Origin of the sequence: Streptomyces sp. NPDC058307 (assembly GCF_042880295.1) — a bacterium.
In the GTDB taxonomy this organism is placed as follows: Bacteria; Actinomycetota; Actinomycetes; order Streptomycetales; family Streptomycetaceae; genus Streptomyces.
The window spans coordinates 65,123-85,689 of sequence record NZ_JBHVYZ010000012.1; the positions used below are offsets into that span (position 1 = coordinate 65,123).

The window sequence follows — 20,567 nt, forward strand, 5'->3', positions numbered from 1 at the left end:
CTCCCCCAGTCGTACGGACACCAGCCCGGGATACGACGTCCGGCCACCCGGCGCTCTTCCAGCATGGCCGCCATGTCCATCACCACCGAGTTCCTCAGACGGCCCCTCATGACCGGTGCCGTAGCCGCCAGTTCACGGCGGCTGGCGTACACGATGACCGAGGGCATAGGCCTGGAGCGGGCCCGGCTCGTTGCCGAACTCGGCCCGGGGACCGGGGTGTTCACCGACGCGATCCTCGCCCGGCTCGCCCCCGACGCACGGCTCGTCGCAGTCGAGCTCAACGAGGTGCTCGCCGCCCGGTTGTCGGCCACCCGGCGTGACAGCCGGCTGACCGTGGTCCAGGGCTCGGCCGCCGGGCTGGCCGCCGTGGTGGGCGAACCGGTCGACGCGGTGGTCTCCGGGCTGCCGTGGACGGTCATGCCGCAGGACCGGCGCGGACACATCCTGGACGCCGTGAGCGAAGTCCTCGCGCCCGGTGGCCGGTTCACCACCTTCGCCTATCTGCACGCGGCCTGGACCCCGCCCGCCCGCCAGTTCACCGCCGAACTGGCCTGCCGCTTCGACCGGCTGGAGCGCTCGAAGGCGGTGTGGGCGAACCTCCCGCCCGCCTTCGTACACCGGGCCAGCCGGAGGCTGTGACCACGAGCAGGTGGCCCTCGGCCCAATAGCGGGAAGCAAGCCGAGGGCCCTCGGGACGGCGGTGCGTCCGTCCTGCCCGGCTCAACGCTCCGGGCGCGGGTCAGGTCACTGAGGCGTCAACCGGCCGCGTCACCGTCTTGATCAGCGGCAGGCAGGCACCGCGCGGTGCAGCGGCCCCAGATCTCCATACAGGGCGGCGTGGAAGGCGGCGGTGAGTTCACGGGCCCGCCCTTCGCTGGGCACGCCGTGCAGCATGAAGTACACCGGGCCCGCAAAAGCATCCGATCCTGCCTCCCGCGCGCGGACCAGGCGGACGATGGCGGCCCGCATGGCGAGGTTCACGCTGTCCTGGACGATGTGGGCGGGGCCGGCGCTCAGCGCATCCGCCTTGACCGTCCACCGCTCGCCCTCGCGTTCGATACCCACGTACACGGCACGCTGCGCCTTGGCCGCCCGGTATGCGGCGTCGAACCTGTCGGTGGCATCCGGGATCAGATGGCCGGGGCAGGGGACGGGCACCCGTTGCATAACAGGCATCGTGCCAGGAATCAGCCTGATTCGCCGCAAGCCCCCCAGAGTACGGACGACGGGCCCTCCGGCGCTCGGAAGCTTGCAGACGGTCACTCACGGCTGCCGGTGACCTGGAGCGCGGTGGTCCAGTTGCCTACGCGCCGCCTCGGATCACCTCACGGTTCTGCTCGGCTTTGAGGGCGACGCGGGCTGCCTGAACACACCAGACGATCGTGAGGGAAACCTGCTTCACGATCAGCTTAAACACGGCCTGACCTGCGGTGATTTGTGGATCACTTCAATGCGCCCCATCATCACGTCACGTACGTCCTGTACATTTTTTACGGACAGCCTGCCGCGAGGAGGGGTACGCCATGATCCGACCCACCGCCCGTCACGTCCTGCCCGAGTTCCATGAGCGCACGAGCTTCGGGCACACGACGACGGATCCGTACTCGAAGCTGCTGGAGGAACGGATCGTCTTCCTCGGGACGCAGATCGACGACACCTCGGCGAACGATCTGATGGCGCAGTTCATGTACCTCGAGTACCAGGCCCCCGACCGGGACATCTCGCTGTACATCAACTCCCCCGGCGGCTCGTTCAGCGCGATGTCGGCGATCTACGACACGATGCAGTACGTCAGTTGCGACGTGGAGACGACCTGCCTCGGACAGGCCGGCTCCTCCGCCGCGGTGCTGCTGGCGGCGGGCACCCCCGGCAAGCGGTCCGTCCTGCCGGGCGCCCGGGTGGTGATCCACCAGCCCGCGCTGAGCGAGCCGGTGCAGGGACAGGCGAACGATCTGGCCATCCAGGCCGAGGAGTTGATCCGGGTGCGGGCCCGCCTGGAGGAGATGCTGGTCCGGCACACCGGACGCAGCCCCGAACAGGTGAGCGCGGACATCGAGCGCGACAGGATCCTGGACGCCCGGGGCGCCGTGGAGTACGGCCTGGCGGACGCGATCGTCCCGAGCCGCAGGTCCTCCCACCCCGCACCGGGCGCGAGGTGATCGCCCGATGGTCCCGGACCTTCCACCGCTGCCCGCACTCACGCGCGCCGAGGGCGAGCTGATCGACCGTTATCTCGACGTGGTCGACCTGCTGGGCCGGATCAACCCGGCCCGGCGCGAGGACACCTACGGCGGCCTGCGCGCCGCGCAGGCGCTGGTGAGCAGGGCGACCGAGCTGCGCGACGCGCTGGTGCTGATGCACGGCCGGGGTGAGCGCGAACTGCACGCCGAGACGCTGGCGCGGGCGCTGCGGGTCCTGGACGGCGAGCGGCGTACGGCCCGGGTCACCGTCCCTCCCGAGCCCGACAGTTGATGAGGCGTCCGGACCTGAGTCGAAACGGACCAAACGACGTACCCCCTATTGGAGGAGGCACGGCTCCCTTTTTGCGAGCGTCGAACTTGCGCAACGCGCCTGGTTCGCTACCGGAACGAGGCCCTTCTGTGCTGGTCCGGGGGTCTCCTGACCCCTCGACACCCCTTCCTTCGGGGTCCTTCGAAGGGGTGTCCACCCAAACGGGTGAGTGGTGAGTAACACCACAAATCATCGGTTCCGTTGGGCTTTTCGCACTTTCTTGCGCCAAGATCCCTGTCTGACGACAAGCCCCCGCCGCAGTGGCGGGGCGATCCGGGCGGACGCCGAGTCCTGCCGCCGCCCGGATGACCGGTCGACAGAAGTGGATCGGCAGGAGTGGAGGACCCAAGCACGACGGGTCGCCGGAACGGTCACACCATGACCGGGCCGAGCATCCCTTGGGGTGAAGCCGCGTCAGCGGCCGGGCAACTTCGCCAGCCCGAATCCGACAGGTCATCCTTCACAGGCGGCTGACGAAGGGTTGCGCATGACTGCGCTCAATCGTGTCCCGTCGCTGATGGTCCGGGCCGGTACGGCCTCGGCCTTCGCCATCGCCGCCGTGGGCGGCTCCGTCGTGGTCCCGGGCCTCGCGCCCGACGCCGCGGCAGCGACACCTGCGACGAAGGCACTCAAGGTAGCGGCCTCCAAGAAGGGCTCGCCGTACAAGTACGGCGCCACCGGGCCCCGCCGCTTCGACTGCTCAGGGCTCACGCTGTACTCGTTCAAGAAGGCGGGCAAGAAGCTCCCGCGCACGGCGGCCCAGCAGTACAACAAGACCCGCCACATCGGCGTGCGCAGCCGCAAGGCCGGCGACCTGGTGTTCTTCCACTCGGGTTCGAACGTGTACCACGTCGGCATCTACGCCGGGAAGGGAAAGATCTGGCACGCCCCGAAGACCGGGGACGTGGTGCGACTGCAGAAGATCTGGACGAAGAGCGTCTGGTACGGCCGGGTCAAGTGACGCCCCCGAGGGGGCGGCGGCGACCTGACCTCCCGTCGCCCTCTCGGGCCTCCCGTGACACGGGCTCAGGTGGTTACCCGTGCCGCATGGCCGACCACAGCCGGTGCACCGCCCGCAGCGAGACCCGTTGGAGTGCGCCGGCCGCAACTTCGGCGAACTGCTCCAGGAACTGCGCGTCACCCAGACCGGGGTGCAGATCCTCTTCGCCTTTCTGCTGACCCTGGCCTTCACCCGGCGCTTCCCGTCGCCCGACACCTTCCAGCGCGCCCCGTACGTCACCACGCTGCTGTTCGCGGTGCTCGCGGCGGCCCTCTTCACCGCGCCCGCCGCCCTGCACCGCTCGCTCTTCCAACGCGGCGCCAAGGCCCGCATCGTGCCGGTCTCCTCCCGGCTCGCGACGGTCGGCATGGGGGTTCTGGTGTTCGCGTTCACCGGATCGGTGCTGCTCGTGGTGGACGTGACGACGGGCCGGGCGGGCGGAGTGGCCGCGGGCGCGGCGACCCTGATGGTGTGTGTGGGCCTGTGGGGCACGCTTCCCCGACTGGTCCGGCGGGCGGGCCTCGCCGAGGAGCGCGAGGCGGCACCGGCGCGCCCGGCACCCCGGCCGGCGGAGCACGAGGTGATCAGGCCGCGCGCGGCGGCCCGCCCGGGAGCATCACCCCGAGAGCCGTCACCGCGCCTGCGGCGACCCCGACGACGGCTCGGCCGCCCCAGCGTGCGACAGAGCGCGGCCGGTCTGACACGCGTGCCCGCGGCACCCGCGTCCGCGACCGGTCGGTCACGGCTCCTGCTGGCCGGCGGCGGTGACCGGCTCCGCAGGTACGGTCCAGGGCAGTTCGATGGAGACGGTCTTGCCGCCTTCCCGGGTGGGCCTGACGCTCAGTCTGCCGCCGTACTCCGCGGCGAGCCAGCGGATGATCACCATCCCCCGCCCGTTGTCCTGCTGGACCGCGGCCGGCAGCCGCTTGGGGAAGCGGGGGTGGCTGTCGGTGACCCCGATGCGCAGGTGTTCGTCACGCTCCAGCTCGATGTCCACCGTGAAGGTGGGTGACTGCCCGAAGGTGTGCTGTACGGCGTTGGTGGTGAGTTCGGAGACGATGAGCCGGACGGTCTCGGCGGCGTCGGTGGTCGGCGGCAGCCCCCACTCCGCCAGTGTGGTCAGGACATAGGTGCGGGCCGCGGAGACCGAGGCGGGTTCGCTCGGCAGAGTGACGGATGCTTCCAGGTGGTCTGCCATGGCGACGTCGTCCCTTTCCCACGGGACCGGAGTCCGACACGGTGCGGATGGTTCGAGTACGGTCCCGGACTGGTGGTTCATCGTCAGAGTGCCATCACCGAGGCCGTGACGGGTGCCGATCCACCAAGATGTGCATATATCTGTCGCTCGAAGCGGTGAACTCCGCGACGCGAGACCGTATGCGGGCGGCTCGCACGGAGTAAGGAGTAGCGCCATGCAGCACGGCCCCGCGGTGCGTCGGCGAAAACTGGGCGCCGAACTGCGTGCGCTGCGCGCGAGTGCGGGGCTCACCAGCGGTGAGGCCGCCCGGCTCGTGGGCTGGCACCAGTCGAAGGTGAGCCGCATCGAGACCGGTGCCAGCGGCGTGAAGCCGGCCGATGTGCGGTTACTTCTCGACGCCTACCGCGTGGGGGACGCGAATCTGCGGGAGCTGCTGATGGTATTGGCGGGCTCCGACGAGACCGGCGGCCGGCACCACTGGTGGCACGCGTACCGGGGTGTCCTGCCGCCGACGTACCGGGACTTCATCAGTCTGGAGGCCCAGGCGAGCGCGATGCGCACGCTGGAGACCTCGGTCGTGCCCGGGCTGCTGCAGACGCCCGAGTACGCCCGCGCGGTGACCCGGGCCGCGGTGGATGGCCTCGACGACGAACGTCTCGACGCACTGGTCAAGGTGCGGCTGGCCCGGCAGGACATCCTTCGCGCGCAGCCGCCTCTGGAGTTGAGCGCCGTCCTGGACGAGGCGGTGCTGCGGCGGGAGGTCGGCGGTCCCGAGGTGATGGCCCGGCAGCTGAGGAGGCTCCTGGAGGCGGCGCGGTTGCCTCAAGTGCGGCTGCAGGTACTGCCGTTCACTGCCGGGGCGCATGTGGGTATCACGGGGCCTTTCGTAATCTTCTCATTCCCGCGCACTTCTGATCTGGATGTAGTTGTTCTCGACCACTTGACGAGTAGCCTCTATCTCGAGCGGAAAGAAGACCTCCAGGCCTACACCGAGGCCTTCAACACCCTTCAGTCCCACGCCCTTTCGCCCGAGGACTCGTTGGATTACCTCGCCGCGATGGGTGACGGCGCGTAAGGAGGCACCATGTCTGCACTGCCTCGGAACGTATCCACCACTACGGAACTGCCCGAAGTGCGCTGGCTGCGCAGCAGCTACAGCACCGGGGCGAACAACTGCGTCGAGACGGCGAGGCCGTCGGCCGGGCCCTGTGCCGGGCTGCTCGCCGTACGCGACTCCAAGAATCCGGACGGACCCGCGCTGCTCTTCTCCCCCGAGAGCTGGGCGGGCTTCACAGCCGCGTTCTGACCGTCAGACCATCAGGAGCACGGCCGTGTCACGCCGACTCATGGTCGTGTTTCGCCGATCACACGCACAGCGCGTTCGATCTGCTCCTCGGAGAGGTCCGCGCGGGCGGTCAGCCTGAGCCGTGAGATGCCGTCGGGCACGGAAGGGGGCCGGAAACAGCCCACGAAGAGCCCGGCGGCACGGCAGTTCGCCGCCCACTGCACGGCCTCCTCCGGGGAGGGCGCGCGCACCGAGACCACCGCGGCGTCCGGACGTACCGCTTCCAGACCCGCGGCGGTCAGGCGTGCGTGCAGTCCGGTCGCCACCTCGCGCGCGCGTGCGGCCCGCTCGGGCTCACGGCCGAGCAGCCGCAGGGCCGCGAGGGCGGCTCCCGCCGACGCGGGGGCCAGACCGGTGTCGAAGATGAACGTCCGTGCCGTGTTGACCAGGTGTTCGACGACCCGTGCGGGGCCGAGGACGGCACCGCCCTGGCTGCCGAGCGACTTGGACAGCGTGACCGTGACGACCACGTCGTCGGCGCCCGCGAGTCCCGCCGCCTGCGGGGCGCCGCGGCCGCCGGCGCCGAGCACACCCAGACCGTGGGCGTCGTCGACGACCAGGCCGGCGCCGTGCTCCCGGCATGCCTCGGCGAGGGCGGCCAGGGGCGCCGCGTCGCCGTCGACCGAGAAGACCGTGTCGGACACGGCGATGGCCGGGCCGTCGTGCGTGCCGAGCGCCTTGCGCACCGCGTCCGGGTCGGCGTGCGCGACGACCTGGGCCGTGCCGCGGGCCAGCCGGCAGCCGTCGATGAGCGAGGCGTGGTTGCCCGCGTCGGAGACGATCAGCGAGCCGTGCGGCGCGAGCGCGGTGACCGCGGCCAGGTTCGCCGCGTATCCGGAGGAGAAGACGAGCGCCGCCTCGAAGCCGCAGAAGTCGGCCAGTTCGCGTTCGAGTTCGGTGTGCAGCCCGGTGGTGCCGGTGACGAGCCGGGACCCGGTGGCGCCGCCGCCCCAGGTCCGCGCGGCCGCCGCGGCGCCTTCGACGACCTCGGGATGGCGGGCCAGGCCCAGGTAGTCGTTGCTCGCGAGATCGAGCAGCGGCGAGTCGGCCGGACGCGGCCGCAGGGTCCGTACGAGTCCGGCCCGCCGGCGCGCCGCCGCCTGCTCGTCGATCCAGCCGAACGCCATGGGTCCTCCGGGGCTTTTGTAGACAACGGACAGACCCTAGCGGCAGCAAACGCTACCCACGGTGTGGCAATACCCACACGTCGAAGCGGGTGTGTTGTCCGATCCCTACCTTGGCCAGGGGCGGGTCCGTAGGACAGGATCGGCTCTCATGGACCTGCTGAACACGCTGGTGGACAAGGGGCTTCGGCGCGAGCTGCCGACCCGCGAGGAGGCGCTGGCCGTGCTGGCCACCTCCGACGACGACCTGCTCGACGTGGTGGCCGCGGCCGGAAAGGTGCGCCGGCACTGGTTCGGGCGCCGGGTGAAACTCAACTATCTCGTCAACCTGAAGTCCGGGCTCTGCCCCGAGGACTGCTCCTACTGCTCGCAGCGGCTCGGCTCCGAGGCCGGTATCCTGAAGTACACCTGGCTCAAGCCGGAGCAGGCATCCCAGGCCGCGGCGGCGGGCCTTGCGGGCGGCGCCAAGCGGGTCTGCCTGGTGGCCTCGGGGCGCGGTCCGACCGACCGTGACGTGGACCGGGTCGCGGGCACCATCAAGGCGATCAAGGACCAGAACGAGGGCGTCGAGGTGTGCGCCTGTCTGGGTCTGCTCTCCGACGGCCAGGCCGAGCGGCTGCGCGAGGCGGGCGCGGACGCCTACAACCACAACCTCAACACCTCCGAGTCGACCTACGGCGACATCACGACCACGCACACCTACGCCGACCGGGTCGACACCGTGAACAAGGCGCACGCGGCCGGCCTGTCCGCCTGCTCGGGCCTGATCGCCGGCATGGGCGAGAGCGACGAGGACCTGGTCGACGTCGTCTACTCGCTGCGCGAGCTGGACCCCGACTCGGTTCCGGTCAACTTCCTGATCCCGGTCGAGGGCACCCCGCTGGCCAAGGAGTGGAACCTCACCCCGCAGCGCTGCCTGCGCATCCTGGCGATGGTCCGTTTCGTCTGCCCGGACGTCGAGGTCCGTATCGCGGGCGGCCGCGAGGTCCATCTGCGCACCATGCAGCCCCTCGCCCTCAACCTCGCCAACTCGATCTTCCTGGGCGACTACCTCACCACCGAGGGCCAGGCCGGCAAGGCCGACCTGGAGATGATCGCCGACGCCGGCTTCGAGGTGGAGGGCGCGGGCGAGGTGACACTGCCGGAGCACCGGGTCACGTCCGGGGGTGGGTGCGGTTCCCACGAGAGCGCCGGCTGCGGGTCGCACGCGGACGGCGGGGTCTGCGGTACGGCCGCCCCGGCCGCGCCGACGGTCAGCGAGCCCCGTACGGATCTGGTCGCCGTACGCCGCCGAGGCGCCGGAACGGATCTCGCGCCCAATGCCTGATCTGCCCGCCCTGCCGGTGCCGGAGCTGCTGGCGCTGGACCGGCGGCACGTGTGGCATCCGTACGGTCCGATGCCCGGCCGGGTGGACCCGCTCGTCGTGGAGTCGGCGAGCGGGGTGCGGCTGAAGCTCGCCGAGGGCCCGGAGCTGGTCGACGGGATGTCCTCCTGGTGGTCGGCGATCCACGGCTACAACCACCCGGTGCTGAACGAGGCGGCGCGCGAGCAGCTCGGGCGGATGAGCCATGTGATGTTCGGCGGGCTCACCCACGAGCCCGCCGTCCGGCTCGCGAAGCTCCTTGTCGACATGTCTCCCGACGGCCTGGAGCATGTCTTCCTCGCCGACTCGGGGTCGGTGTCGGTCGAGGTCGCGGTGAAGATGTGCCTGCAGTACTGGCGCTCGCTGGGCCGTCCGGGCAAGCAGCGCCTGCTGACCTGGCGCGGCGGCTACCACGGTGACACCTGGCAGCCCATGTCGGTGTGCGACCCCGAGGGCGGGATGCACGAGCTGTGGTCCGGGGTGCTGCCCCGCCAGGTGTTCGTGGACGCGCCTCCGGCCGAGTACGAGGAGTCGTACGCCGACGAGCTGCGCGCGGCGATCGAGCGGCACGCGGACGAACTGGCCGCGGTGATCGTGGAGCCGGTGGTGCAGGGTGCGGGCGGGATGCGGTTCCACTCCCCCGCGTATCTGCGGGTGCTGCGCGAGGCGTGCGACGCGCACGACGTGCTGCTGGTGTTCGACGAGATCGCGACCGGGTTCGGCCGTACGGGCGCTCTGTTCGCGGCGGAGCACGCGGCGGTCACGCCCGATGTGATGTGCGTGGGCAAGGCGCTGACCGGCGGTTACCTGACGATGGCGGCGACCCTGTGCACGTCTCGCGTGGCCGACGGCATCTCGCGCGGCGAGGTCCCGGTGCTCGCACACGGCCCCACCTTCATGGGCAACCCGCTGGCCGCGTCGGTGGCCTGCGCGTCGATCGGGCTGCTGCTCGGACAGGACTGGCTCGCCGAGGTCAAGCGGATCGAGGCGGGGCTGCGGGAGGGACTGGCGCCGGCTCGTGAGCTGCCGGGCGTGCGGGACGTACGGGTTCTCGGCGCCATCGGGGTCGTGCAGCTGGACCACGAGGTCGACATGGTGGCCGCGACGGAGGCCGCCGTACGCGAGGGCGTGTGGCTGCGGCCGTTCCGCGACCTCGTCTACACGATGCCGCCCTACGTCACGGGTGACGAGGACGTGGCACGGATCGCGCGTGCGGTGTGTGCCGCCGCTCTGGAGGGATGACATGCCGGTACTGGTGATCACGGGCACGGGCACGGAGGTCGGCAAGACCGTCACCACGGCCGCCGTCGCCGCCGCCGCGCTCGCCGCCGGACGGACGGTCGCCGTCCTGAAGGCGGCGCAGACGGGCGTACGGCCGGACGAGCCCGGGGACGCCGAGGAGGTGGCCCGGCTCGCGGGTGCCGTGACGAAGGCCGAACTCGCCCGCTTTCCAGAGCCGTTGGCCCCGGCGACGGCCGCGCGGCGGGCCGCTCTCGAACCGGTGCGCCCGCATCAGGTCGCCGAGGCCGCCGCCAAGCTGGCCGTCGACCACGACCTGGTCCTGGTGGAGGGGGCAGGCGGGCTGCTCGTCCGCTTCGACGACGAGGGCGGGACGCTCGCCGACGCGGCGGAGCTGCTGCGGGCGCCGGTCCTGGTCGTGGCGGCGGCGGGTCTGGGCACCCTCAACACCACGGAACTGACGGCCCGTGAACTCCGGCACCGCCGGGTGGAGTTGGCGGGCGTGGTGATCGGGAGCTGGCCGGAGTCCCCCGATCTCGCCTCGCGCTGCAACCTCGCGGATCTGCCTGACGTGTCCGGGGCCCCGCTGCTCGGCGCGCTGCCGGCGGGCGCAGGAGGGTTGGCGCCCGCCGACTTCCGTGCGGCGGCGCCGGGTTGGCTGGCACCGCGGCTGGACGGGACGTGGGACGCGGCGGCGTTCGGGGTACGCGAGGCACCCTGAGCGCGCGAAGTCCGGCTCGGGCCTGGGCCGCTCAGCGGGGTGCTCCGCAGTGGCCGAAAGGTCCCAGGGCGTCGGCCGGCGCGCAGCTGCCGGTGCACAGGCTGATCATCCGGGCGCCACGCGCGTGTGACCCCGCGCGGGACGACGTTGTCCGGCCGTCCGGGTACGGCAAGGGGGTCGGCGGCGTCCACGAGCAGATGCGCGACGCCGCCCAGTGAGCGTCGGCAGGGGTGCGACGGGGTCCCGCGGGGGACAATGGCGGTGAGGTCGGTCCTGTCCTGCGAGGGAGGCTGCCATGGCGCCGCGGTCCGCCGGTTCCGGCAAGGTGTCCCGGGACCCCGTCCACCATCCGTTGTTCGCCCGGTACTACGCCCGGGTCAGTGTCACCGCCGAGAGCAGATGGGGCATGGCCGGGGTCCGTGAGCGGCTGCTCGCCGGGCTGTCCGGGCGGGTGATCGAGATCGGGGCGGGCAACGGCCTGAACTTCTCGCACTATCCCGGCGCGGTCTCCGAGGTGGTGGCGATCGAACCGGAGCGCCGACTGCGGAAGTTGGCGGTGGAGGCCGCCCTGCGCGCGGAGGTGCCGGTCGACGTGGTGCCCGGGGCCGCGGAGGCGCTGCCCGTCAAGAGCGAGGCCTTCGACGCCGTGGTGATCTCGCTGGTGCTGTGCAGTGTGCGCGATGTGCCGCGTGCACTCGGCGAGCTGCGCCGGGTGCTGCGGCCCGGTGGGACCGTGCGGTTCTTCGAGCACGGCAGGGGTGGCGGCCCGGCGATGCGCTTCACCCAGCGCGCCCTGGACCGCACGGTGTGGCCCCCGCTGAACGGCGGCTGTCATCTGGCCCGCGACCCGGTCGCGGCCCTGCGCGAGGCCGGATTCGAACTCGGCCCCTACCGGCGGGTGTCGATGCCGGAGAAGGGGCCGGCGACGCCTACGTCCTTCTGCGTGCTGGGCACCGCCTGGCGGCCGCCACGGGAAGTGTCCTGATCACAGGGTCCACCTGCGCAGCTCGCGCGCGATGTCGTGCACCGAGGCGTCGCCCTTCTTGGCCACCTTGGCGAGGTCCCGGACGAGTTCGGGCGAGGTGACGACCCTCAGTCCGCTCGCGACGAGATAGGCGTACCCGACCGCGCACGCGAACAGCGCGTTGGTCCGCTCCAACGCCGGGACGTGGATGAGGAGTTGCAGCAGCGCGGCGGCGCGCAGGTGCGGGCTGTCGTAGACGGGGATGTCGAAGATCTCCGCCTGGTGGCGTGCCACGGCGGCGACCAGGGCGCCCCAGTCGGTGACCTGGGGATCCCCCGGGGTCTTCTGCTCCGCGAGCATCAGGAGCCAGGCGAGATCGATGTGCAGATCGCTCAACGAGTCTCGTGATCCTTGCCGAACTCCTCCGCGAACACGGATTCGTACTGCTTCATGAAGTCGGCCGCGGCCTCCACGAAGGCCTGGCCCGCCTCGCCGGTGTCTTTCATGACCAGTTCCTCGATGTAGCGGTTGACGCTCACGCCGCGGGCGAGGGCACGTTCACGGGCGGCGCGGGCGGTGCCCTCGTCCACCCGCACGTTCAACTGAGTCTTCGCCATACCTCGAAGCTAGCGCCGAAGTGCTAGCAACGGCAAGGGGTGCTTGCGGCGGGTGGAGGGTGCCCCTTACATCGATACGGGAGGCCCGACCTGCGATGGAGAGCGTCTCGACCCCACGGGGGATATCCGGTGTGGGGTGGGTCACATTACTCTCGGCCGGATGGGGACCGCCCGGTCCGCGAGCGACGTCACGAGCGAGGAGAGAGCCTTGTCCACAGCTGCTGCGGAGCACGCCCCGGCCGACACGATCGCGGCCCGCGCCCGCGGTCTGACGAAGGCGTACGGCTCGGGTGAGACGGCCGTGCTCGCCCTGGACTCGGTGGACGTCGACATCGCGCGGGGCCGCTTCACCGCGGTCATGGGGCCCTCGGGCTCCGGGAAGTCCACGTTGATGCACTGCCTGGCGGGGCTCGACACCGTCTCGGCCGGCCAGGTGTGGCTCGGCGACACCGAGATCACAGGGCTCAAGGAGCGTGAGCTGACCCGGTTGCGCCGGGACCGGATCGGGTTCATGTTCCAGTCGTTCAACCTGATCCCGACGCTGAACGCGGCCGAGAACATCACCCTGCCCATGGACATCGCGGGCAAGAAGCCTGACGAGAAGTGGCTGGACCAGGTCATCGACACCCTGGGTCTGCGGGACCGCCTCAAGCACCGGCCCTCGCAGCTCTCGGGCGGTCAGCAGCAGCGGGTCGCGTGTGCCCGTGCGCTGGCCTCCCGGCCCGAGCTGATCTTCGCGGACGAACCGACCGGCAACCTCGACTCACGTGCGGGCCTGGAGGTCCTCGGGTTCCTGCGCGAGGCCGTCGACCAGCTCGGGCAGACCGTCGTCATGGTCACCCACGACCCGGGCGCCGCCGCCCACTCCGACCTGGTGCTCTTCCTCGGGGACGGACGGATCGTGGACAGGACGGAGCGGCCCACCGCGGAGGCCGTACTGGAGCGCATGAAGCGGTTCGACGTGATCCGCGGCCAGTACGAGGGCGACCGCGACGCCGAGCCCGAGCCCAAGGCCGGTCCCGACGCCGACCCCCACGCCGACCCCCACGCCGACTCCGACGAGGAATGACCCCGTGCTGAAGGCGACGCTCCGCAGTTTCCTCGCCCACAAGGGGCGGCTGCTGCTCTCCGCGCTGGCCGTGGTCCTGTCCGTGGCGTTCGTCTCGGGCAGCCTGATCTTCTCCGACACCCTGAGCCGCACCTTCGACCGGCTCTTCGCCTCGACCGCGCCCGACCTCACGATCAGCCCCAAGCAAGACCTGAAGGAGGCCATCCCGTCGGGCACGACGGCCACCCTGCCGGCCGCGCTCGCCGACCGGGTCGCCCGGGTCGACGGGGTCCGCGCCGCACGCTTCGACGCCGAGGTGGACGGAATCACCGTCGTCGACTCCGACAACGAGTCGGTGGGCTCGACCACCGGCGCCCCCACCATCGGCACCGACTGGAACCCGACCTCGCGCAGCCCGGTGAAGCTGACCTCCGGCCATGCCCCGCACGGCCCGGCCGAGGCGCTGCTCGACTCGGAGACCGCCGACCGCAAGGACCTGCGCATCGGCGACCCGCTCACCGTGATCGCGGGGCCGGGCTCCTTCAAGGTGCGGATCGTCGGCATCGTCACCTTCACCACCACCAACCCCGGCGCCACACTGCTGTTCCTCGACCCGCCGACCGCGCAGGCGAAGCTGCTCGGCTCCCCGAAGGCCGCCACCAGCATCTCCATCGACGCGGCTCAGGGCGTGAGCAACGACCGGCTCAAGCAGCGCGTGGCCGCCGCGCTCGGGACGGGCACGTACGAGTACCGGACCGCCGATGAGCAGGCCAAGTCGGACGTCGACCAACTGGGCGGATTCCTCGACGTCATCAAGTACGTGATGTTGGGATTCGCCGGGATCGCCGTCCTGGTCGGCATCTTCCTGATCGTCAACACCTTCTCCATGCTGATCGCCCAACGCACCCGTGAACTGGGCCTGTTGCGGGCGCTCGGCGCCGACCGCCGCCAGGTCCGCCGCTCGGTGCTCACCGAGGCCACGCTGCTCGGCCTGGTCGGCTCCACGGTCGGGCTCGGCACGGGCATCGGACTCGCCGTCGGGCTCATCGCGCTGATGAACGCCTTCGGCATGAACATCCGGACGAGCGAGATGGTCATCGGCTGGGGCACCCCCGTGGCGGCGTACGTCGTCGGCGTGGGCGTCACCTTCGTCGCGGCCTATCTCCCGGCCCGGCGCGCGGCCGGCGTCTCCCCCATGGCGGCCCTCTCGGACGCCGAGATCGCCGGGATCGGACGGCCGCTCAGGGTCCGGGCGATCGTCGGCGGCCTGGTGGGCGCGGCCGGCACGGCCGCGCTCGTCGGCTGCGCCCTTGCGTCCAAGACCGCCTCCGCGGCCTCGCTCCTCGGAATCGGTGTCGTGCTGACGCTCCTCGCCACCGTCATCGCCGGACCCCTCCTGGTGCGGCCGGTGATCCGGGTGCTGGGCGGCGCCTTCCCGGCCCTCTTCGGCCCGGTCGGGCGGATGAGCCAGCGCAACGCCCTGCGCAACCCCCGCCGCACCGGCGCCACCGCGGCCGCCCTGATGGTCGGCCTGGCCCTGGTCGGCGGGATGTCCGTGGCCAGCGCCTCCATGTCCAAGTCCTTCGACGACCAGATCGACAAGACGCTGGGCGCCGACTTCGTCGTGCAGAACGGCAACTTCCTGCCGTTCCCGCAGGAGGTCACGGACGCGGTGCGCAGGACCGACGGCGCCGGGCTCGTCGTACGGTCGAGGTTCGCGCCCATCGCCGTACGGCTGCCCGACGGCAAGCGCGTCGAGACCACCGCCGCCGGGTACGACCCACGGCTCGACGAGGTCGCCCACATCACCTACGCGCAGGGCGACACCGCGGCCGCGCTCGCCGCCGGGCACCTGGCCATGGACCTGGACTTCGCGCGCGAGCACGACGTGAGGGTCGGCAGCAGGGTCCCCGTCGAGTTCCAGGGCGGGCGCCGGACCGAGCTGACCGTGGGCGCCCTCACCGACCAGGACTCGGCCGAGGGGTTCGGGACGCAGGGCGGCATCTACTTCGGCCTGGACACGCTGGAGCGGTTCACGCCGGGCGGCCAGGACTCCGCGCTGTACGTGAACGCCGCGTCCGGCACCGGCGCCGACCGGCTGCGCGCGAGCCTGGAGAAGACGCTCGACCCGTATCCGCAGGTCCAGGTGCGCGACCTCGCCGACTACAAGGACCTGGTCCACGACCAGATCGCCGTCCTGCTCTATCTCGTGTACGCGCTGCTCGGGCTCGCGATCGTCATCGCCGTGCTCGGCGTGGTCAACACCCTCGCCCTGTCGGTCGTGGAGCGCACCCGGGAGATCGGGCTGCTGCGCGCCATCGGGCTCGCCCGGCGGCAGCTGCGGCGGATGATCCGGCTGGAGTCGGTGGTCATCGCCGTGTTCGGCGCGGTCCTGGGGCTCGCGCTCGGGCTGGTGTGGGGGGTGTGCACCCAGCAGGTGCTGGCCCTGCAGGGCCTCAACGCATTGGCGATCCCCTGGGGCACGATCGTCGCGGTCGTCGTCGGCTCGGCGGTGGTGGGCGTCGTGGCGGCGCTGCTGCCGGCGTTGCGTGCATCGCGCATGAACGTACTGGCGGCGATCGCGCACGAGTGATGCAATCGCGGGGCAGACGACTCAAGTCGCTTACAGCTGAGGAGAGTCCATGCCCCGCTCCGTGCAGCCCAGCCCTGTGCAGGCCCGCTCCTTTCGCTTCGCCGTCAACCTGACCGCCGCCGCCACCGACGAGGACTGGCGTTCCAAGTGCCGACGGGCCGAGGAACTCGGCTACGACGTGATCCTGGTCCCCGACCATCTCGGCAAGGTCGCGCCGTTCCCGGCGCTGGTCGCGGCGGCGGCGGTCACCGAGCGGCCGCGGCTCGGCACGTTCGTCCTCAACGCGGGGTTCTGGAACCCGACGCTGCTCGCGCGTGAGGTGGCCACGGTGGACGCCCTGACCGGCGGCCGCCTGGAACTCGGCCTGGGCACCGGCTATGTGCAGTCCGAGCACGACCGGGCGGGGCTGCCCTTCGGCTCGCCGGGCGAGCGGGTGGACCATCTGCGGCGCACGGTCGGGGAGTTGGAGCGGTTGCTGTCCTCGCCGGACCATGTGCCGCAGCCGGTGCAGCTGCCCCGGGTACCCCTCCTGATCGGCGGCATAGGCAACCGGATGCTGAGGCTGGCCGCCGAGCACGCCGACATCGCGGCCTTCACCGGGGCGACCCTTGTGCCGGGCAGCGCGACCGGCAAGCTGACACCGACCACCGCCGAGCAGCTCGACGAGCGCGTCGCGCGCTATCTTCAACTGGCCGAGGGACGCAAGGAGCCGGCCGAACTGAACCTGCTCATCCAGACGGTGGTCGTCACCGACGACCGTGAGGCCGTCGCCACCCCGTTCCTGCACCGGCTGCCGGACCTGACCCTCCGGCAGGCGCTGGAGCTGCCCATCATGCTGATCGGCACAGTCGAGGAGATCGTCGCGCAGGTGCGGGCACAGCGCGAGCGGTACGGCTTCACCTACCTGACGGTGCTGGAGGCGTCCATGGAGGCGTTCGCACCGGTGATGGCGCGGCTGCGCGGCGGCCGGTAGCCGTCCGGATCGTGGAATTTCCCGTACCGGTGGGAACGGCCGTGATGGGATCGCCGTATGACAGACCTGCGGATACGGGCCGCGACGCCCGACGACCTCGACACCGTGCTGGCCTTCTGGAAGCAGGCCGCCGAGGGGACGAGCATCAGCGACGACCGGGGCGGCGTGGAGCGGCTGGTCACGCGCGACCCCGAGGCGCTGATCCTCGCCGAGCTCGACGGCGAACTCGTCGGCACGGTGATCGCCGGCTTCGACGGCTGGCGGTGCCATCTGTATCGGCTCGCGGTGCACCCCGAGCGTCGGCGGCGCGGCATCGGGTCGGCGCTGCTCACGGCCGCGGAGGAGCGGTTTGTACGGCTCGGCGGGCGGCGCGGGGACGCGATGGTGCTGGTGCGCAACGAGACGGCCCAGCACGCATGGCGTGCGGCGGGGTATGCGCCCGAGGAGAAGTGGCGGCGCTGGGTGAAGCCCCTCGCCGGGTAGGACGGGCGATCCTGGGGACCCTGTCCGATCATGGGACGGAGGTGACCCGATGACCGAAGTGCTCCTCCTGCTGCTGGCGATCCTGCTCTCGCTGGCCTGCGGTGCGTTCGTGGCGGCGGAGTTCTCGCTGACCACGGTGGACCGCGGACAGCTGGAGCGGGCGGCGGAGCGGGGCGAGCGGGGCGCGTCCGGCGCCCTGAAGGCCGTACGGAATCTGACGTTCCAGCTCTCCGGGGCGCAGCTCGGGATCACCGTCACCAACCTGGTCGTCGGCATGCTCGCGGAACCGTCGATCGCCGCGTTGATCGCGGGACCCCTGGAGTCGCTCGGGATCTCGCGGTCCACGTCCCGGTCGGTGGCGCTGGTACTGGGCACCGCGCTGTCGACCGTCTTCCTGATGGTGGTCGGTGAGCTGGTGCCCAAGAACTGGGCGATCTCCTCTCCGTTGGCCATGGCCAAGCGGGTGGGCACCGCGCAGAGCTGGTTCAGCGCGGCCTTCCGTCCCTTCATCACCCATCTCAACAACACGGCCAACCGGGTGGTGCGCCGCTTCGGCCTGGAGCCCGCCGAGGAGCTGGCCTCCGCGCGCGGTCCGCAGGAGCTGGCCGCGCTGGCCCGGCACTCCGCCCGGGCGGGCGCGCTGGAGGCGGACACCGCCGAGCTGTTCGTACGGACGCTCAACCTCGCCGACCTCACCGCGGAGAACGTGATGACCCCGCGGGTGCAGGTGATCGCCCTGGACGTCCAGGCGACCTGCGAGGACGTGGCGAACGCGACACGCGCCACCGGTCTTTCCCGCTTCCCCGTCTACCGCGGCAGCCTCGACTCGGTCGTGGGCATCGCGCACATCAAGGACATCCTCGCGGTACCGGCCGAACGCCGTCCCCGCGCCTCGGTCGTCGAGCTGCTGCGCGAGCCGCTGCTGGTGCCCGAATCGCTCACCGTGGACCGGCTCCTGGACCGGCTCTCCGGCAAGCGCACGATGGCGGTCGTCATCGACGAATACGGCGGTACGGCGGGCGTGGCCACGCTGGAGGACATCGTCGAGGAGGTCGTCGGCGAGGTGCGCGACGAGCACGACCCGCACGAGACGCCCGACCTGGACCCCGCGGGCACCGACGAGGAGGGCAGGGAGCTCTTCCGGGCCGACGGTTCGCTGCGGGTGGACCAGCTCGCGCGCGTGGGACTGCGGGCCCCCGAGGGACCGTACGAGACGCTGGCCGGCCTGCTGGCGACGGAACTCGGCCGGATCCCGGCCGTCGGCGACTCGGTGGAGGTCACCGGCTGGCAACTCGACGTGGTGGACGCGCAGGGCCGCCGTGCGGCGCGCGTACTGCTGCACGCGCCCGTGTCCGGCGAGGGGGCCGAGTCATGACCGTCGTCCAGTCATCGGAGGAGGGGGCCCGCGCGATGACGGCCCCCCGTCCGCTCGAGGGGACCCGCGGCCCGACCACCGTCCAGCCACCACCGGAGGCGACCCGCGCCACTCCCGCCCCGGTGCCGCCCGAGCGGAGGGCCGAGGGATGACCGCCGTCCAGTTGCTGATCGGTCTGGCGACTCTCGTCGTGAACGCCTTCTTCGTGGGGGCCGAGTTCGCGCTGATCTCCGTTCGGCGCAGTCAGATCGAGCCCTACGCCGATCAGGGAGACCGGCGCGCGAAGGGCGTGCTGTGGGGGCTGGAGCACGTGTCCGCGCTGATGGCGGCCGCGCAGCTCGGGATCACGTTGTGCACGCTGGTGCTGGGTGTGGTCGCGGAGCCCGCGATCGCGCATCTGCTGGAGCCGGTGTTCCACGCGGTGGGCGTGCCGGAGAGCGCGGGGCACGCGGTGTCCTTCGTCATCGCGCTGACCCTGGCGACCTATCTGCACATGCTGCTCGGCGAAATGGTCCCGAAGAACATCGCGCTCGCGGAGCCGGTGCGCAGCGCGCTGCTGCTCGGGCCGCCGCTGGTGGCCCTGGCGCGAGGGCTGCGCCCGGTGATCTTCGCGGTCAACGCCTTCGCCAACGCCCTGCTGAAGCTGTTGCGCGTGGAGACCAAGGACGAGGTCACGGCCACCTTCTCGGACGCCGAGCTGGCACGGATCGTGCGGGACTCCGGCGAGGCGGGACTGATCGACGAGCGCGCACGGGAGCGGCTGCACGACGCGCTGGAGCTCGGCCGGCGGCCCGTACGGGACGTGGTGCTGCCCCTGGAAGGCGTGATCTACGCGCGCGTGGGCGTCACCCCGGAGCAGCTGGAGGCACTCTCGAACGAGTCCGGGTTCTCGCGGTTCCCGGTGGTCGACGAGGGACGCCGGATCGTCGGCTATCTCCACGTCAAGGACGCGCTGGACGCCTCACCGCGGGACCTGCCGTTCCCGGTCCGGGACATGCGGCCGATCGCACGGATCCGGGAGGGCACACCGATGGACGACGTGCTGACGGCGATGCGGCGCAGCCGGACGCATCTGGCCGCGGTGCTCGGCGCGGACGGACGGCTGGCCGGACTGGTGACGATGGAGGACGTGCTGCGGGAGCTGTTCGGGCGGCAGTCGTGACAACCCGGACCTACCGACCGGCGGGTATGTGACCGCGTTACCATTTCTTCCGCCATGCAGACGAATCCCACTTACTCCAGCCTGGTCGCGGTCGGCGACTCCTTCACCGAGGGCATGTCGGACCTGCTTCCGGACGGCTCCTACCGGGGCTGGGCCGACCTCCTGGCCGGCCGGATGGCCGCCGTGACGCCCGGCTTCCGGTACGCCAACCTCGCCGTGCGCGGCAAGCTGATCCAGCAGATCGTCGACGAACAGGTCGACGTGGCGGCGGCGATGCAGGCGGACGTGATCACGCTGGTCGGCGGCCTCAACGACACCCTGCGACCCAAGTGCGACATGGTCCGGGTGCGCGACCTGCTGACGGAGGCCGTGGAACGGCTCGCCCCGTCCTGCAAGCAGCTCGTCCTGATGCGCAGCCCCGGCCGCCAGGGCCCGGTCCTGGAGCGCTTCCGGCCGCGCATGGAGGAACTGTTCACGGTCGTCGACGAGCTCGGCGCACGGCACGGCGCGGTGGTTGTCGACCTGTACGGCGCCCCCTCCCTCTCCGACCCGCGCCTGTGGGACGTCGACCGGCTGCACCTGTCGGCCGAGGGTCACCGCCGCGTCGCCGAGGCCGTGTGGCAGACCCTCGGCTACGACCCCGAGGACACGGAGTGGCGTACGCCGATCCCGGCGACGGTCCCCCCGAGGTGGGTCGCCCGGCGCATCGCGGACGCGCGCTTCGCCCGGCAGCACCTGCTGCCGTGGATCGGACGGCGCCTGACGGGCCGCTCCTCCGGCGACGGCCTGCCGCCGAAGCGGCCCGACCTGCTGCCGTACGAGCACCTGCCGCACGAGCACTGAGGACGTC

The 20,567-nt window shown here is 71.5% G+C and carries 22 protein-coding genes, 1 pseudogene and 1 riboswitch; of the genes and pseudogenes, 18 read left to right on the top strand and 5 right to left on the bottom strand.

Translation table 11 applies throughout. The features are described 5' to 3' along the window. Positions 1 to 72: 72 nt before the first annotated feature. A complete protein-coding gene (locus ACFVYN_RS11650; protein WP_389996009.1) occupies positions 73 to 639 on the top strand; it encodes a class I SAM-dependent methyltransferase in 567 nt (188 codons plus the stop codon). Between the two features lie 141 nt (positions 640 to 780). Here ACFVYN_RS11650 and ACFVYN_RS11655 read toward each other — a convergent pair whose 3' ends face one another. Then, on the bottom strand, positions 781 to 1,167 hold the full coding sequence (locus tag ACFVYN_RS11655) for a hypothetical protein (protein WP_389996011.1): 387 nt from the start codon (positions 1,165 to 1,167) through the stop codon (positions 781 to 783). A 356-nt stretch (positions 1,168 to 1,523) separates the two neighbouring features. Between ACFVYN_RS11655 and ACFVYN_RS11660 the strand changes: the two genes are divergently transcribed. The 4 genes and pseudogenes from ACFVYN_RS11660 to ACFVYN_RS11675 all read left to right on the top strand — a co-directional run. Further along, positions 1,524 to 2,159: an ATP-dependent Clp protease proteolytic subunit gene (locus ACFVYN_RS11660; protein WP_389996014.1), complete on the top strand. Its 636-nt coding sequence runs from the start codon at positions 1,524 to 1,526 to the stop codon at positions 2,157 to 2,159. Positions 2,160 to 2,166: 7 nt separating this feature from the next. Continuing rightward, positions 2,167 to 2,472: a hypothetical protein gene (locus tag ACFVYN_RS11665; protein WP_389996016.1), complete on the top strand. Its 306-nt coding sequence runs from the start codon at positions 2,167 to 2,169 to the stop codon at positions 2,470 to 2,472. Between the two features lie 311 nt (positions 2,473 to 2,783). Next, positions 2,784 to 2,995: riboswitch (cyclic di-AMP (ydaO/yuaA leader) on the top strand. 3 nt (positions 2,996 to 2,998) lie between these two features. Beyond that, positions 2,999 to 3,472 carry a C40 family peptidase gene (locus ACFVYN_RS11670; protein WP_389996019.1) on the top strand — a complete coding sequence of 158 codons (474 nt, stop codon included), beginning with the start codon at positions 2,999 to 3,001 and terminating at the stop codon, positions 3,470 to 3,472. 190 nt (positions 3,473 to 3,662) lie between these two features. Continuing rightward, positions 3,663 to 3,950: pseudogene (locus ACFVYN_RS11675) on the top strand (DUF6328 family protein); the annotation flags it as partial. 300 nt (positions 3,951 to 4,250) lie between these two features. On the opposite strand, the gene ACFVYN_RS11680 reads toward ACFVYN_RS11675, so the two are convergent. After that, positions 4,251 to 4,709 carry an ATP-binding protein gene (locus tag ACFVYN_RS11680; protein ID WP_389996022.1) on the bottom strand — a complete coding sequence of 153 codons (459 nt, stop codon included), beginning with the start codon at positions 4,707 to 4,709 and terminating at the stop codon, positions 4,251 to 4,253. A gap of 214 nt (positions 4,710 to 4,923) precedes the next feature. Here ACFVYN_RS11680 and ACFVYN_RS11685 point away from each other — a divergent pair, with 214 nt between their 5' ends. After that, positions 4,924 to 5,784, top strand: coding sequence for a helix-turn-helix domain-containing protein (locus tag ACFVYN_RS11685; RefSeq protein WP_389996025.1), 861 nt, complete (start codon positions 4,924 to 4,926; stop codon positions 5,782 to 5,784). Positions 5,785 to 5,793: 9 nt separating this feature from the next. Next, positions 5,794 to 6,015 (top strand): DUF397 domain-containing protein, encoded by a 222-nt coding sequence (locus tag ACFVYN_RS11690; RefSeq protein ID WP_389996028.1) that lies wholly within the window; start codon positions 5,794 to 5,796, stop codon positions 6,013 to 6,015. A 38-nt stretch (positions 6,016 to 6,053) separates the two neighbouring features. On the opposite strand, the gene ACFVYN_RS11695 is transcribed toward ACFVYN_RS11690, so the two are convergent. Then, positions 6,054 to 7,181, bottom strand: coding sequence for an 8-amino-7-oxononanoate synthase (locus tag ACFVYN_RS11695; RefSeq protein ID WP_389996031.1), 1,128 nt, complete (start codon positions 7,179 to 7,181; stop codon positions 6,054 to 6,056). A 148-nt stretch (positions 7,182 to 7,329) separates the two neighbouring features. Here ACFVYN_RS11695 and bioB point away from each other — a divergent pair, with 148 nt between their 5' ends. From bioB to ACFVYN_RS11715, 4 genes are all read left to right on the top strand, one after another. Next, complete coding sequence (gene bioB / locus ACFVYN_RS11700; RefSeq protein ID WP_389996034.1) at positions 7,330 to 8,505, top strand: biotin synthase BioB; 1,176 nt, start codon at positions 7,330 to 7,332, stop codon at positions 8,503 to 8,505. After that, on the top strand, positions 8,498 to 9,784 hold the full coding sequence (locus ACFVYN_RS11705) for an adenosylmethionine--8-amino-7-oxononanoate transaminase (RefSeq protein WP_389996037.1): 1,287 nt from the start codon (positions 8,498 to 8,500) through the stop codon (positions 9,782 to 9,784). The genes bioB and ACFVYN_RS11705 overlap by 8 nt, the downstream gene beginning before the upstream one ends. Before the next feature lies 1 nt (position 9,785). After that, positions 9,786 to 10,502, top strand: a complete 717-nt coding sequence (gene bioD, locus ACFVYN_RS11710; protein ID WP_389996040.1) for a dethiobiotin synthase — start codon at positions 9,786 to 9,788, stop codon at positions 10,500 to 10,502. 295 nt (positions 10,503 to 10,797) lie between these two features. Next, entirely contained in the window at positions 10,798 to 11,487 is a 690-nt protein-coding gene (locus ACFVYN_RS11715) for a class I SAM-dependent methyltransferase (protein ID WP_389996043.1), read from the top strand. Here ACFVYN_RS11715 and ACFVYN_RS11720 read toward each other — a convergent pair whose 3' ends face one another. Both ACFVYN_RS11720 and ACFVYN_RS11725 read right to left on the bottom strand, forming a co-directional pair. Further along, positions 11,488 to 11,862, bottom strand: a complete 375-nt coding sequence (locus ACFVYN_RS11720) for a fic family toxin-antitoxin system, toxin component (protein ID WP_389996046.1) — start codon at positions 11,860 to 11,862, stop codon at positions 11,488 to 11,490. Next, entirely contained in the window at positions 11,859 to 12,083 is a 225-nt protein-coding gene (locus ACFVYN_RS11725) for a hypothetical protein (protein WP_007380443.1), read from the bottom strand. The genes ACFVYN_RS11720 and ACFVYN_RS11725 overlap by 4 nt, the downstream gene beginning before the upstream one ends. 208 nt (positions 12,084 to 12,291) lie before the next feature. On the opposite strand from ACFVYN_RS11725, the gene ACFVYN_RS11730 reads away from it, so the two are divergent. The 7 genes from ACFVYN_RS11730 (at position 12,292) to ACFVYN_RS11760 (ending at position 20,560) form a co-directional block, all read left to right on the top strand. After that, positions 12,292 to 13,152, top strand: a complete 861-nt coding sequence (locus ACFVYN_RS11730) for an ABC transporter ATP-binding protein (protein ID WP_389996049.1) — start codon at positions 12,292 to 12,294, stop codon at positions 13,150 to 13,152. Positions 13,153 to 13,156: 4 nt separating this feature from the next. After that, entirely contained in the window at positions 13,157 to 15,724 is a 2,568-nt protein-coding gene (locus tag ACFVYN_RS11735) for an ABC transporter permease (protein ID WP_389996052.1), read from the top strand. 49 nt (positions 15,725 to 15,773) lie between these two features. Then, positions 15,774 to 16,697: an LLM class F420-dependent oxidoreductase gene (locus ACFVYN_RS11740; RefSeq protein ID WP_389996053.1), complete on the top strand. Its 924-nt coding sequence runs from the start codon at positions 15,774 to 15,776 to the stop codon at positions 16,695 to 16,697. 57 nt (positions 16,698 to 16,754) lie between these two features. Further along, positions 16,755 to 17,180, top strand: coding sequence for a GNAT family N-acetyltransferase (locus ACFVYN_RS11745; protein WP_389996056.1), 426 nt, complete (start codon positions 16,755 to 16,757; stop codon positions 17,178 to 17,180). A 49-nt stretch (positions 17,181 to 17,229) separates the two neighbouring features. After that, a complete protein-coding gene (locus ACFVYN_RS11750; RefSeq protein WP_389996058.1) occupies positions 17,230 to 18,555 on the top strand; it encodes a hemolysin family protein in 1,326 nt (441 codons plus the stop codon). 148 nt (positions 18,556 to 18,703) lie between these two features. Continuing rightward, a complete protein-coding gene (locus ACFVYN_RS11755) occupies positions 18,704 to 19,717 on the top strand; it encodes a hemolysin family protein (protein ID WP_389996061.1) in 1,014 nt (337 codons plus the stop codon). Between the two features lie 54 nt (positions 19,718 to 19,771). Further along, positions 19,772 to 20,560 carry an SGNH/GDSL hydrolase family protein gene (locus ACFVYN_RS11760; protein ID WP_389996063.1) on the top strand — a complete coding sequence of 263 codons (789 nt, stop codon included), beginning with the start codon at positions 19,772 to 19,774 and terminating at the stop codon, positions 20,558 to 20,560. Positions 20,561 to 20,567 lie beyond the last annotated feature (7 nt).

What these genes read in the sequence shown, in the direction of transcription:
- ACFVYN_RS11650 (WP_389996009.1), top strand. Translation starts at nt 73, where the DNA reads ATGTCCATCACCACCGAGTTCCTCAGACGGCCCCTCATGACCGGTGCC.
- ACFVYN_RS11655 (WP_389996011.1), bottom strand. Translation starts at nt 1,167, where the DNA reads ATGCAACGGGTGCCCGTCCCCTGCCCCGGCCATCTGATCCCGGATGCC.
- ACFVYN_RS11660 (WP_389996014.1), top strand. Translation starts at nt 1,524, where the DNA reads ATGATCCGACCCACCGCCCGTCACGTCCTGCCCGAGTTCCATGAGCGC.
- ACFVYN_RS11665 (WP_389996016.1), top strand. Translation starts at nt 2,167, where the DNA reads ATGGTCCCGGACCTTCCACCGCTGCCCGCACTCACGCGCGCCGAGGGC.
- ACFVYN_RS11670 (WP_389996019.1), top strand. Translation starts at nt 2,999, where the DNA reads ATGACTGCGCTCAATCGTGTCCCGTCGCTGATGGTCCGGGCCGGTACG.
- ACFVYN_RS11680 (WP_389996022.1), bottom strand. Translation starts at nt 4,709, where the DNA reads ATGGCAGACCACCTGGAAGCATCCGTCACTCTGCCGAGCGAACCCGCC.
- ACFVYN_RS11685 (WP_389996025.1), top strand. Translation starts at nt 4,924, where the DNA reads ATGCAGCACGGCCCCGCGGTGCGTCGGCGAAAACTGGGCGCCGAACTG.
- ACFVYN_RS11690 (WP_389996028.1), top strand. Translation starts at nt 5,794, where the DNA reads ATGTCTGCACTGCCTCGGAACGTATCCACCACTACGGAACTGCCCGAA.
- ACFVYN_RS11695 (WP_389996031.1), bottom strand. Translation starts at nt 7,181, where the DNA reads ATGGCGTTCGGCTGGATCGACGAGCAGGCGGCGGCGCGCCGGCGGGCC.
- bioB (WP_389996034.1), top strand. Translation starts at nt 7,330, where the DNA reads ATGGACCTGCTGAACACGCTGGTGGACAAGGGGCTTCGGCGCGAGCTG.
- ACFVYN_RS11705 (WP_389996037.1), top strand. Translation starts at nt 8,498, where the DNA reads ATGCCTGATCTGCCCGCCCTGCCGGTGCCGGAGCTGCTGGCGCTGGAC.
- bioD (WP_389996040.1), top strand. Translation starts at nt 9,786, where the DNA reads ATGCCGGTACTGGTGATCACGGGCACGGGCACGGAGGTCGGCAAGACC.
- ACFVYN_RS11715 (WP_389996043.1), top strand. Translation starts at nt 10,798, where the DNA reads ATGGCGCCGCGGTCCGCCGGTTCCGGCAAGGTGTCCCGGGACCCCGTC.
- ACFVYN_RS11725 (WP_007380443.1), bottom strand. Translation starts at nt 12,083, where the DNA reads ATGGCGAAGACTCAGTTGAACGTGCGGGTGGACGAGGGCACCGCCCGC.
- ACFVYN_RS11740 (WP_389996053.1), top strand. Translation starts at nt 15,774, where the DNA reads ATGCCCCGCTCCGTGCAGCCCAGCCCTGTGCAGGCCCGCTCCTTTCGC.
- ACFVYN_RS11745 (WP_389996056.1), top strand. Translation starts at nt 16,755, where the DNA reads ATGACAGACCTGCGGATACGGGCCGCGACGCCCGACGACCTCGACACC.
- ACFVYN_RS11750 (WP_389996058.1), top strand. Translation starts at nt 17,230, where the DNA reads ATGACCGAAGTGCTCCTCCTGCTGCTGGCGATCCTGCTCTCGCTGGCC.
- ACFVYN_RS11755 (WP_389996061.1), top strand. Translation starts at nt 18,704, where the DNA reads ATGACCGCCGTCCAGTTGCTGATCGGTCTGGCGACTCTCGTCGTGAAC.
- ACFVYN_RS11760 (WP_389996063.1), top strand. Translation starts at nt 19,772, where the DNA reads ATGCAGACGAATCCCACTTACTCCAGCCTGGTCGCGGTCGGCGACTCC.